General features: G+C 66.5%; 10 protein-coding genes. 4 read left to right on the top strand and 6 right to left on the bottom strand.

From position 1 onward, the window contains the following. Positions 1–23 precede the first annotated feature (23 nt). From ACWETB_RS07330 to ACWETB_RS07315, 4 genes are read right to left on the bottom strand one after another with little or no spacing between them, the layout of a single operon-like run. Entirely contained in the window at positions 24–815 is a 792-nt protein-coding gene (locus ACWETB_RS07330) for an ATP-binding cassette domain-containing protein (RefSeq protein WP_449742683.1), read from the bottom strand. Continuing rightward, on the bottom strand, positions 815–1,660 hold the full coding sequence (locus ACWETB_RS07325; protein WP_449742737.1) for an ABC transporter permease: 846 nt from the start codon (positions 1,658–1,660) through the stop codon (positions 815–817). The genes ACWETB_RS07330 and ACWETB_RS07325 overlap by 1 nt, the downstream gene beginning before the upstream one ends. 32 nt (positions 1,661–1,692) lie before the next feature. Beyond that, positions 1,693–2,748, bottom strand: coding sequence for an ABC transporter permease (locus ACWETB_RS07320; protein WP_452210258.1), 1,056 nt, complete (start codon positions 2,746–2,748; stop codon positions 1,693–1,695). Next, complete coding sequence (locus tag ACWETB_RS07315) at positions 2,745–4,361, bottom strand: ABC transporter substrate-binding protein (protein WP_452210256.1); 1,617 nt, start codon at positions 4,359–4,361, stop codon at positions 2,745–2,747. The genes ACWETB_RS07320 and ACWETB_RS07315 overlap by 4 nt, the downstream gene beginning before the upstream one ends. 179 nt (positions 4,362–4,540) lie before the next feature. Here ACWETB_RS07315 and ACWETB_RS07310 point away from each other — a divergent pair, with 179 nt between their 5' ends. The 3 genes from ACWETB_RS07310 to ACWETB_RS07300 all read left to right on the top strand — a co-directional run bounded on the left by ACWETB_RS07310 (position 4,541) and on the right by ACWETB_RS07300 (position 7,544). Beyond that, the gene (locus ACWETB_RS07310) at positions 4,541–5,413 is read left to right on the top strand and encodes an alpha/beta fold hydrolase (protein WP_452210254.1); all 873 of its coding nucleotides are present in this window, start codon (positions 4,541–4,543) and stop codon (positions 5,411–5,413) included. Positions 5,414–5,626: 213 nt separating this feature from the next. Beyond that, positions 5,627–6,427, top strand: coding sequence for an acetoin reductase (locus ACWETB_RS07305; protein ID WP_452210252.1), 801 nt, complete (start codon positions 5,627–5,629; stop codon positions 6,425–6,427). A 415-nt stretch (positions 6,428–6,842) separates the two neighbouring features. Further along, positions 6,843–7,544, top strand: a complete 702-nt coding sequence (locus tag ACWETB_RS07300) for a slipin family protein (RefSeq protein WP_452210250.1) — start codon at positions 6,843–6,845, stop codon at positions 7,542–7,544. A gap of 129 nt (positions 7,545–7,673) precedes the next feature. Here ACWETB_RS07300 and ACWETB_RS07295 read toward each other — a convergent pair whose 3' ends face one another. Next, positions 7,674–9,845 (bottom strand): 3-hydroxyacyl-CoA dehydrogenase NAD-binding domain-containing protein, encoded by a 2,172-nt coding sequence (locus tag ACWETB_RS07295; protein WP_449742676.1) that lies wholly within the window; start codon positions 9,843–9,845, stop codon positions 7,674–7,676. Positions 9,846–9,950: 105 nt separating this feature from the next. Continuing rightward, the gene (locus ACWETB_RS07290) at positions 9,951–11,162 is read right to left on the bottom strand and encodes an acetyl-CoA C-acetyltransferase (protein WP_449742675.1); all 1,212 of its coding nucleotides are present in this window, start codon (positions 11,160–11,162) and stop codon (positions 9,951–9,953) included. A gap of 129 nt (positions 11,163–11,291) precedes the next feature. Between ACWETB_RS07290 and ACWETB_RS07285 the strand changes: the two genes are divergently transcribed. Beyond that, a complete protein-coding gene (locus ACWETB_RS07285) occupies positions 11,292–12,464 on the top strand; it encodes a TetR/AcrR family transcriptional regulator (protein ID WP_452210247.1) in 1,173 nt (390 codons plus the stop codon). Positions 12,465–12,482 lie beyond the last annotated feature (18 nt).

Raw genomic sequence — 12,482 nt, 5'->3', positions numbered from 1 at the left:
GGGCCACCGGGTCACCGCCTTCCTCATCGGACCGGCTCGAAGAAGGCACGAACGTAGGCGTCGTCGGCGGTCATGCAGTCGTCGGGTGACCCGTGGGCCACCAACGCACCTCGTCGCATCACCACGATGGACGAACACCTCTCGGCCCGGCGCAGGGCATCCATGTCGTGGGTGATCACCAGCACCGCGGCACCGTCGTCGGCGAGCTCACCCAGCAGATCCCAGATCCCCTGCGCCAGATCCGGATCGAGGGCGGAGGTGGGTTCGTCGGCGACGATCACCCTGGGGCTGCCGGTGATCGCTGCGGCGAGGGCCGCACGTTGCGCCATCCCGCCGGACAACTCGTGCGGATAGCATCCCAGCGCGTCGGCGGGCAATCGGACGCGGTCACACAGCTGCGCCGGGGTGCAGGTCGCGCGGTGGACCGAGATCACCTCGGCCAGTTGCGATTCGAGTGTTCTGACCGGGGTGAAGGAGGTGGCCGGGGATTGCGGAACCAGCCCGACGTGCCGACCGCGGAGATCCCGCCATCGCGGGTCACGCACCGACAGGACCTGATCGCCCACCCGGACCGTCCCGGTCACCGCCGAGCCCGGTGGGAGCAAACCCACCAGTGCGGAGGCAAGCATCGATTTGCCGCAACCGGACTCGCCGATCAGCGCGGTGATCTCGCCCTGCCGCAGCTCGAGGGTCACCTCGTCGAGAACCCGCACCACGTGGGGTTGCCACCGCCGGCGTCCGGCGATGTCCACGGTGAGACCGTCGACCGCAGCCGCGGATACACTACTGCGCGTATATGATTCGCGGGTATCCATCACCACACCTGCCCGGTCGGCGGTCTCGAGACGCGGCGCAGCGACGAGCCGGCCGCGGCACACGCGAGTGCCGTGACGATCAGCGCCAGGCCGGGAACCACCAGTGTCCACCACGCGCCGGTCAAAACGTCACCCCGCGCCTGCCCGAGCAGTGTCCCGAGACTGGCCTGGTCCGGCGACAGACCGACGCCCAGGAACGACAGGGTCGTCTCGTGCCAGACCGCGTGGGGCAACAGGATGGTCATGGCCACCAGCGCCTGACCGGTCACCGCGGGCAACAGGTGGCGTCGGGCGATGAACCAGCGGGAGGCGCCGGCCAGACGGGCGGTCTCGATCCAACCGGCCCGCACATTGTCGAGGAGTTCGGCCCGGACCACACGTGCCACCGCGGGCCAGTGGGTGAGTCCGATCGAGGCGATGATCGCCACCGGGTCACCGCGCCACATCGCGGCGATCACCACCCCCACCACCAGATGCGGCAGCGCATTGACGCCATCGACGACCCGCATCACCAGGGCGTCGAACCACCCACCGATGGTCGCGGCGGCAAGCCCGACGACAAGTCCGATCACCGTGGAGACCACCGCGCAGATCGCCGCGATCACCAGTGAGATCCGCAGCCCCTGGGCGGTCCGTACGCCGAGGTCGTAGCCGGAGTGATCACTGCCGAACAGAAAGCCGTCGCCGGGTGCGCGGAGTGCCGAGGCGAAGTCGGCCGACTGGGGACCGGCGACGATCGGGACGAGAACTGCGCCGAGCGCTATCACCCCGAGAACAATCCACGGCCACGCGAACCCGAGGATGGCGGCGACTCGCGCCCATCGGGCCGCCGACGCAATGGGCATCGATACCGTACCGGTGGTGCTCAGGTCGGCGCTCATGCGGTCATTCCGATCCGCGGGTCGATCCACACCGCGGCCGCATCGGACAGCGCCGAACCGGCAAGCACCAGGGCGGCCGATCCCACCGACAACGCGGCCAGCAACGAGAAGTCCAGTGCCACCGCCGAATCCACCAGTGCTTGTGCCAGACCCGGCCAGCCGAAGACGGTTTCGACGATCGCCGCGCCGGCGATGAGTTCGGGAAGGCGCGTGCCGAGTAGCGCGAGCGTCGGCAGCACCGACATCGGCGCCACGTGTCCACGCATCAGACGAGCGCCGCCGATGCCGCGCGCCCGGGCCGCCCGGACCGCGTCGGAGTCGACCGCCTCGATCACCGAGGCTCGCATCGACAGCAGAAGCCACGGAATCAACGACACGGTCAACGCGATGAACGGGAGCACCGCGTGCGTGGCGATGCCCTCGAGGGTGTAGGGGTCACCGGGCCGGCGTGCGCCCGACGTCGGGAACCAGCCGAGCCCTACCGCGACCACACTCACCAGCAGCAGCGAGACCACGAAGGGCGGGGTCGAGGCGAGAACCGCTGCCAGCGCCGCACATCCGCGATCGAGGATTCCGCCGCGACGCATACCGATGATGGCGCCCAACACAATTGAGATCAGTGCCGCGGCCACCAGCGCCGCGAGTGACATCAGCAATGTGAACGGCATCCGTGCGGCGAGCACGTCGACGACCGGCTGGGTCTGGGTCGACGACCAGCCCAGGTCACCGTGGAACATCTCGCGCCACCATCCCCACCACGCCGAGATCCAACTCTGGTCGAGCCCATAGGCGTCGGTCACGGCGTCTCGCTGCGATTGCGTCGCCGACTGGAATCGGTCACCCAGGTGGGCGGTGAGCGGATCGAACGGCGACAGTGCCGCTATCCCGAAGATGCCCAACGACACCAGGATCAGGGTCGGGATCGCGATCAGCAGACGTCGTCCCAGCAGAGTGAGGGCCGCTCGGCCGCGAGATCGTTCCCGGCGTCGGACACGGGTCGCCCGCGCCGGTTGTGGGGCCGCGACGGCAGTCCGGTCGTCGACCGAGGTCATGACGTCGGCGCCTCGCCACCTGACCTCCAGGACGGCAGATTCCACCACGGCCCCCATGACACGCCGTGTGAGTGCGGTTCGAGGATTGGGGCGTCGTGTGTCCACTCGGCGCCACCCGGGTTACGGGAGGCGTAGGTGTGATGCAGGAAGGTCAAGAACACCGACGACGGCTGCGCCGCGTAGACGCGCTGGATCTCGCGGTAGCGCTCGGTGTTCTCCGGCGACGGTGCGCTCGCCCGGGTTTCGTCGAGCAGCTGATCGAGTCCGGGAGCAGTGAAGTTACCCGGGTTGGAGTACGGCGACGAGTCGGCCACCCGGGTGTGCAGGGTGTCATAGACCTGAGAATCGATGCTGTATGGCGTCGATCCGCCGCCGAGCAGTACGGCGTCCTGACCAAGTCTGGAGTCGATGTCGTCCCAGCTCGTCCCGCGTGTGTTCACCTCGATACCAAGGCTTTTCATCTCTGTCGCGAAGGCCACCGCCAGGTCCCTGCGCAACGTGTCGGCGGCGTTGTAGAGCAGGGCGAACGACGCCCGGTTGCCGTCCTTGACACGAATCCCGTCGGCGCCGGGCACCCATCCGGCGCGGTCGAGAATGGCCGCGGCCGCACCGGCGTCGAAGGTGAACGAGGCCGCGGCGTCGTAGGCGTCGCCGTAGACCGGAGCGATCGGGGTGCTCGCCGGTTCGCCGTTGCCCGCGAGAACGTCGGTGACCATGGCTTCGCGATCGACGCCGCGGTTCATCGCCAGGCGCGCCTGCGGATCCGAGGTGAAGGCATTGGCCGCCGGCAGTGACACCCCACGCCAGTCCGCCGATCGCACCGCAACCACCTCGACACCATCACGATCACGCAGTGAATTGGCCAGCCGGGGAGGTAGATTTGCTCCGTCGACCTCATCGGCGGTGACCCGCTGCGCACGGGTGTTGTCGTCGGGCACATAGCTGTAGACGATGCGCCTCAGTTGCGGCGTGCCACCCCAATAGTCGTCACGGGCCACCAGGACCGCCTGATCCGGGGAGAGCGTGTCCAGTCGATACGGACCGGTGCCCACCGGCTCGGTGTTGAGCGTCCATTCCGCGGCCGGGGCGTCCTGCACCTTCTCCGAGGGCACGATGCCCAGCAGCAGATAGGGCGAGGGGTCGGCGGCCGTGTTCATCTGCACGGTCACCGCGAGCGGTCCGTCTTCGGTCATCTCGGCGATCGGGGCGGTGTCGGTGGAGATCTCGGAGGCCACCCGGGGATCACTCACCGCCCGGTAGGTGGCAACCACATCGGCGGAATCGAAGGCGGTGCCATCGGAGAAGGTGACGCCCTCGCGCAGGGTGACCCGCCAACGGTTGGACCCGTCGATGCGTACCGGTTCCGAATCTGCCAGCGAGGGAACGAGATCGGGAACCCGATCATCCGAATCGGCCTGCGGCCGGAGCAGGCCCTCATAAATCGGCGAGACACCGAGCTGCCCGTAACCCATCATCGGGCTGAAGTCGCCGAGCTCCTGACCTTCGGCCAGCACCAACTGGTCGTCGGCCTGCTCCGAACCGCCCGCACAACCGGCAAGCACCAGCGCGGCCGTCACGGTCACTGCGACCACCGGCGTCACACGACGCAACATCTCACACCCCTGCCCCTGGTTTCGTGGACCATTTAGCTGATTACCTGAACATATGACTAGGCAATCAGCACAGTCTCCAATCCTCGCAATTCGGGCACCAGATGGGAAGGTCGACGGCTCAAAACTGCCCACCCGGACAGGCCCTGGCCAAGAATTAGAACAGGTTCTAATCTGATGGGGTGGATGTCACCTTCGATGCGACCCGACGAGAACTCGCCACCGAGCAGGGCGTGCTGCGCTATCACTTCGCCGCACCCGGTGGTGACGACGACACGACCTCACCACCGCTGATCCTGCTACACGGTTCCGGCCCCGGGGTCACCGGCTGGCGTAATTACCGCGGCAACCTGGGCTTCTTCGCGCAGACGCACCGCTGCTACGTCGTCGACTTCCCCGGTTTTGGCGTCAGCGATCCGGTCGAGGGCCACCCAGTCCTGACTGCAGGCTCGTCGGTGATCCGCTTCATGGACGCCCTCGGCATCGAGCGGGCACCGATGATCGGCAACTCGATGGGCGGTGTCGTCGGCGTCAATCTCGCGATCAAGAAACCCGACCGCGTCGAGAAACTCGTGACCATCGGCGGCGTCGGACCCAACGTCTTCAGCCCCAACCCGAGCGAGGGTCTGCGCCTGCTGCAGGAGTTCACCGACGACCCCGACCGCGACAAGCTGATCCGCTGGCTGAACTCGATGGTCTTCGACCGCTCACTGATCACCGAGGAACTGATCGAGGAACGATGGGAGGCCGCGATCCACCCGGACGCTCAGAAGACCGCCCAGATGATGTATGGCTCGGCGGCTTTCGAGATGCAGCAGAAGTTCCTGGCCGCCTCCGACACGCCGCCGTACTGGTCGATGATGCACAAGATCTCCTGCCCCACCCTGCTCACCTGGGGCCGCGACGACCGCGTCAGCCCACCGGATATGGCAATGGTCCCGATGCGCCTCATCCCCGACGCACAGCTGCACATCTTCCCGCGGTGCGGACATTGGGTGATGATCGAGGCCAAGGCGGCCTTCGAGGCGACGGTGGCGGCGTTCTTGGCGGAGTGATCTGGCGCGGCGGCGGAATCGCGTTGCCTACCCGACCTGCCGCTCCGTACCGTGACCCAGTATCGCGCGGACGTTCCGGCATGTCACCATTGCCTCGATCCAGCCCGGTCGCAACGCTCTGCAACCCTGTCGCTCGATGTGACCCACGCCATACTCTGCGGTCGTACCCACCCGCCTGGGCACATCCCCTGGGCACGTCCAAGGAGTTCATTCATGAGCAACGACAACACGATTCGCCCTCTCGACGGAAAGGTCGCCCTGATCACCGGAGCCGGCCGCGGGATCGGCCGAGGGATCGCGCTACGCCTGGCCCACGACGGCGCAGACGTCTGTCTCGTCGACCTCGGTGCGGACGGCATCGATTCGGTCGCCGCGGAGGTCGGCGAGATCGGTTCCAAAGCAACCACGTTCGTCGCCGACGTCAGCAAGCGCGACGAGGTGTTCGCGGCTGTGGAGCACGCGTCCTCGGCGTTGAGCGGTCTCGACATCATGGTGAACAACGCCGGCATCGCGTTGGTGGCACCAATCGCCGAGTCGACCGAAGACCAGGTCACCACACTGTGGAACGTCAATGTCAACGGGGTGCTGTGGGGAATCCAGGCGGCCGCCGCCAAGTTCCTCGAACTCGACCGGCCCGGCAAGATCATCAACGCCTCCTCCATCGCCGGCCACGACGGCTTCCCGATGCTCGGCGTATACAGCGCAAGCAAATTCGCGGTCCGGGCGCTGACACAGGCGGCCGCCCGGGAACTCGCCGACAAGCAGATCACCGTCAACGCCTACTGCCCCGGCGTCGTCGGCACCGACATGTGGGTGGAGATCGATCAACGTTTCGCCGACCTGACCGGCGCCGAGGTGGGCGCGACCTACGACAAGTTCGTCTCCGGTATCGCACTCGGCCGCGCCGAAACCCCGGATGACGTCGCGGGTTTCGTCTCGTATCTCGCCGGGCCGGATTCCGACTACATGACCGGTCAGGCCGGCCTGATCGACGGCGGTCTGGTGTTCCGCTGAACGCCGGGATCACCTCCCGTTCAACCAAATTGGCTCCCGGGCACTCATATGAGTACGCGGGAAGCAAACGAGTACGCAGAAAATCCATTGCGCGATCCGCCCCGGCCTGGCAGAGTCGGTCCTCGCACGAGGAAGCAGCCGGTCGCGGGGTACCCGCTGATCATGTTCTGCGCGTTGTATTCTCGTGCATCCATTTCAGGTATGGCTGCTGCTAACGGCTGAGGTTCGACTCCTCGACAAGGCACCGCCCCCGGGATCACGGGTGGCGTCGGTCTTGCGGACATGCGTGCGGTCAACCGCGCGTGTGACCCCACCGGCGCGCCCGCCCGCGGGCGGTGTCAGCGGAGCCATCGACGAAGTGGGAGAACCGAACACGCCATCGACATGTGCACCCACGACCGGAAGGAGGTTCGCCATGTCCCTGATTCCCAAGCTCGAGAAGATCGTCGTTCCCGTCGGCAACTGTGCCCTCGAATACCGCAGCGGGCAACTGACGCGGACCCTCTCGCCCGGCAAGCACCTGCGGCGTCGTCACGCGACCTACAGCTGGGTCGATCTGCGTGAACAGGTGATCGCGGTGGCGACACAGGAGATCCTGACCGCCGACACCGTCTCGGTGCGCGTCACGATGGCGTTGCGTGTCAACGTCGTCGACGCGGTCGCCTTCGTCGAGCGCAGCCGCGATCCGTGGTCGGCGATCTACCTCGCGGCCCAGGTCGCATTGCGTGAGGTGTGCGCGTCGATCACCGTCGAGGACCTCCTGCGTCGCGGCGGGGTCATCGACGTCGAGGCCATCCTCGGTGCGACGCGGGCGGTCGCCGACGGCGTCGGCGTGACGGTGCACGAGGTGTTCGTCAAGGACATCATCGCACCATCCGAGATTCGCTCGGCGGCAACCGAGTTGGTCACGGCGAAGGCGCGTGGTCTGGCGAAGTTGGAGACCGCCCGCGCCGAGACCGCGGCACTGCGTTCGTTGGCGAACGCCGGCCGGCTGCTCGACGCCCACCCGGCGTTGGCGCAGCTGCGTCTGGTGCAGGAGGCGCCGTACGGCACGAAGGTGGTGCTGTCGGTGGGCGACTTGGCCGCGTCGTCCACCGTGCCGGCCGCGTCGGACTGATGAAACCGGGGGAAGAGTGGTTCTTCCCCCGGTTCTCGGTTCGCTCACCAGAAGATTCCGGGGAGCGAAAAGGAAAGTGGGGGAGGAATATTCCTCCCCCACTTTCAGTAGGTCAGCAACTCAGCAGACTCAGTACTTCTCGCCCTTGGCGGCCTTCTCGACGAGCGAGGCCGGCGGCTCGAACTGCGGGCCGTACTTCGAGGCCAGATCCTTCGAGCGGTCGACGAAGCCCTGCAGGCCACCCTCGTACTGGTTGATGTACTGGATGACACCACCGGTCCAGGCCGGGAAGCCGATACCGAAGATCGAACCGATGTTGGCGTCGGGCACGGAGGTGAGCACACCCTCGTCGAAGCACTTCACGGTTTCGAGGGCCTCGGCGAAGAGCATGCGCTCCTTCATGTCCTCGAGCGGGATCTTCTTGCTGCCCGACTTGAACTGCTCACGCAGACCCGGCCACAGCTCGGTGCGCTTGCCGTCGGCGTCGTAATCGTAGAAGCCGGAGCCCTCCTTCTTGCCCGGACGGCCCGAGTCCACCAGAAAGTCGATGACGTCGAAGGAACCGTGGTGCGGGAACTCCGAGCCCTCGGCGGCGGCGGCATCCTGGCCCGACTTGCGAATCTTCTGCATCAGCACGAGATTCAGCTCGTCGGACAGCTGCAGCGGCGCGGCCGGGTAACCGGCCTGGGTGCCCGCGTGCTCGATGAACGCCGGCTCGATACCCTCACCGACGGCCGCGATGGCCTCGTTGATGAAGGTGCCGATGACACGGCTGGTGAAGAAGCCACGGCTGTCGTTGACGACGATCGGGGTCTTGCGGATCTGCAACGTGTAGTCGATCACCTTGGCCAGCACCTCATCGGAGGTCTTCTCACCACGGATGATCTCGACCAGCGGCATCTTGTCGACCGGCGAGAAGAAGTGGATTCCGATGAAATCTTCCTGCCGCTTCACACCCTGAGCCAGGATCGTGATCGGCAGCGTCGAGGTATTGGAACCGAGGATCGCATTCGGCTCGACGATGTCCTCGATCTCCTGGAACACCTTGTTCTTGACCTCAACCGACTCGAACGCGGCCTCGATCACCAGGTCGACGCCCTTGAAGTCGGCGGCGTCGACGGTCGGATGAATCCGGCCCAGCAGCGCGTCGCTCTTCTCCTTGGTGGTCTTGCCACGCGAGAGAGCCTTCTCCTCGAGCTTCTCCGAGTAACCCTTGCCCCGCTTGGCGGCGTCGAGGTCGATGTCCTTGAGGACGACCTCCATGCCGGCCTTGGCCGAGACGTAGGCGATGGCCGCACCCATCATGCCGGCACCGATGACGCCGACCTTCTTGGCGGTGTACTTCGGGATGCCCTCGGGACGCGAGCCACCGTTGTTGATGTGCTGCAGATCAAAGAAGAACGCCTTGATCATGTTCTGCGCGACCTGACCGGTCACCAGATCCACGAAGTAGCGGGTCTCGATGATGTCGGCGGTGTCGACGTCGACGTAGGCACCCTCGACCGCGGCCGCGAGGATGTTGCGCGGTGCCGGCATGTTGGCGCCCTTGATCTGCTTGCGCAGCAACGACGGCAGGGCCGGCAGGTTTGCGGCGAACTTCGGGTTCTTCGGGTCACCACCGGGGATCTTGTAGCCCTTGACATCCCACGGCTGCACGGCCTCGGGGTTGGCCTTGATCCACACCTTGGCGGCGGGCACGAGCTCGTCGACCGATGCGACGACCTCGTCGACGAGGCCGATCTCCTTGGCCTTGGTCGGGTTCAGGCGCGGGCCCTGCAGCAGCACACCCATCAGGGCGTTCTGGATACCGAGCAGACGGACGGTACGGACCACGCCGCCACCGCCGGGGAGCAGGCCGAGGGTGACCTCGGGCAGACCGAGGACGTTACCCTTGACGTCGGCCGCGATGCGGTGGTGGGTGTGCAGCGCCAGTTCCAGGCCGCCACCGAGGGCGGCACCGTTGATGGCCGCCACGACTGGGCGACCCAGCGTCTCGAGGCGACGCAGCACCTTCTTCATCCCGTTGGTGCGCTCGGTGATCGCGGTGGCGATCTCCTCACGGGTCTGGGTGCGCTCGGCCGTCATGTCCTTGAGGTCGCCGCCGGCGAAGAAGGTCTTCTTCGCCGAGGTGATGACGACACCGGTGATGTCGTCGCGCTCCGCCTCGAGGCGGTCGACGATGGCCGCGACCGATTCCATGAACAGATCGTTCATGGTGTTGGCGCCCTGGTTGGGGTCGTCCATGGTGAGGACGACGATTCCGTCGCCGTCCTTCTCCCAGTTGAACATGTTGTCACTCATTGTTTTTCGAATGTCTTTCTGTAAGGAGGTTCGGTCCCTGAGGTGCGCCCTTCGATACGCTCGCAGGCTCGCTACTTCAGGACCTGCGGAGCGATCCTCGAAGGGTCAGACGCGCTCGATGACGGTGGCGATGCCCATGCCGCCGCCGATGCACAGGGTCACCAGGCCGTAGCGGCCGCCGGTGCGCTCGAGCTCGTCGAGGCAGGTACCGAGGATCATCGCGCCGGTCGCGCCGAGCGGGTGGCCCATCGCGATGGCGCCGCCGTTGACGTTGACCTTCTCGTGCGGAACCTTGAGGTCCTTCATCCACTTCATGACGACCGACGCGAACGCCTCATTCAGCTCGAAGACGTCGATGTCGTCGACGGTCAGGCCGGCACGCTTGAGGGCCAGTTCGGTGGCCGGGGTCGGGCCGGTGAGCATGATCGACGGCTCGGAACCGACCTGCGCGAACGACACGAAGCGGGCGCGCGGGGTCAGGCCGTTGCGCTTGCCCGCCTCCTCGCTACCGATCAGGACCGCAGCGGCACCGTCGACGATGCCGGAGCTGTTACCACCGGTGTGCACGTGGTTGACGCGCTCGACCTCGGGGTAGCGCTGCAGGATGACGTCGTCGAAGCCGGCCATCTCGGCCAGCCCGGCGAACGCCGGCTTGAGCTTGCCGAGCTGTTCGGCGGAGGTGCCGGGGCGGCGGTGCTCGTCGTGGTCGAGCACGATGACGCCGTTCATGTCCCGGACCGGAACCACGGACTTGGCGAAGAATCCACTGGTCCAAGCCTTTTCGGCGCGGGCCTGCGACTCGGCGGCGTAGGTGTCGACGTCCTCGCGGGAGAATCCCTCCATGGTGGCGATCAGGTCGGCGCCGATGCCCTGCGGGACGATGTAGTTCTCGTAGGCGGTCATCGGGTCGGTGAACAGTGCGCCGCCGTCGGAGCCCATCGGCACGCGCGACATCGACTCGACACCACCGGCGATCACCAGGTCGTCGAAGCCGGAGGCGACCTTCGCCGCGGCCAGGTTGGTGGCCTCCAGGCCCGACGCGCAGAAGCGGTCGATCTGGGTGCCGGGGACGTTTTCGGGCAGGCCGCTGTTGAGGGCTGCGGTGCGGGCGATCACGCCGCCCTGCTCGCCGACCGGCGAGACGACACCCAGGATGACGTCGTTGACCTGCGAGGCATCGAGGCTGCCGTGACGCGACAGGACCTCATTGATGATGCCGCTGGCCAAGTCGACCGGCTTGACACTGTGCAGCGCTCCACCGCGCTGCTTACCACGGGGCGTACGCAGCGCCTCGTAGATGAATGCTTGATCGGCCACGAGTGTGTTCCTTTCACATGAACCATCAGACGGTTACCCAGACAGGCTAACGCGGAATAACTTGTTTGACCATACCCCGAGGTCAAGACTTGATCTGATCCGGGGAACGTGCGCTATGGTCGATTCACCATGTCACCCTCCAGATCACCCCGACGCGCCCGCCCGGCCGATCGTAAGCAGCAGCTGGTCGACCACGCGGCGACGCTGTTCACCGAGCGCGGCTACGCCCAGGTCGCGCTGGCCGACATCTCGCGCGCGGCCGGGGTGACCGCGCCGAGCGTGTACCGGCACTTCGCCGACAAACACGCGCTGCTTGCGGCCGCGGTGATGGGCGGGGTCGACGAACTCGAATCCTGCACCGACCGCGTCCTGGTCGACGACACCGCGACCCTCGACGATCTGATCTCAACGGTCTGCGCCCTCGGCGTGCGCAATCCCGCCTCGACATCGCTGTGGCGTTCGGCGAGCCAGCATCTCGACGACGACGAGAACCGTGAGGTGGTGCTGCGGATCCGCGGCGTGGTGCACCGATGGGCCGGTGTCCTCGCCACCACCACCGCGATACCCGACCGCGACGCCGTCGAGGTGTGCTGGGCGACACTGTCGATCGTGGGCAGCCTCGGTGTGCACAGAACCCGGCTGTCCACCACCCGCGCCCTGGCGAGCATCAAATCCCTTGTGCACCAACTGATCACCCTGCGTCCGGATACCGCACCGCCGCTGGCGCCGACACCCTCGATGGGCATCGGCGAGCGAACCCGACGCGACGAGATCCTCGACGCCGCGGCCGATCTGTTCGCCCGGCGGGGTTACACCGGAGTCGGCGTCGACGACATCGGCGCGGCCGTGGGGATCACCGGCCCGAGCGTGTACCGGCATTTCAGCTCCAAACTCGCCATCCTGCTCGGCATAGGTCAGCGCAGCGCCACCCGGCTGGAGGCCGGTGCCATGGCGGCGTACGGCACCACCTCCGACCCGGCCAAAATACTTGCACTGCTGGTGGATTCGTACGTCGGCGTGATCACCTCCAGCCCGGATCTGTCGGTCGCGTTCAACACCTCCGCCGTCCTCGCCGGCCAATCGAGCGCCAACGACCTCCTCGATGTGCAACGCCGCTACGTCGCGCGCTGGGTGGAACTGATGACCCAAACCCATCCCGACATCCCCCGCGAACAGGCCACGGTCGCCGTGCATGCCGCGTTGTCGATCGTCAACGACGCCGTACGCGTCCGCCGCGGCACGTCGCGGCCCGAATTCCCGGGCCGGATGGCGTATCTGATGAAGGGCGTGTTGGGGATCTGAGGCTCGGCGCGAGTCCCA

The sequence above is a fragment of the Gordonia sp. NPDC003950 genome, assembly GCF_053605205.1.
Note: the sequence above shows the minus strand (reverse complement) of the source record. Positions and strands in the feature narration are given on the sequence as shown.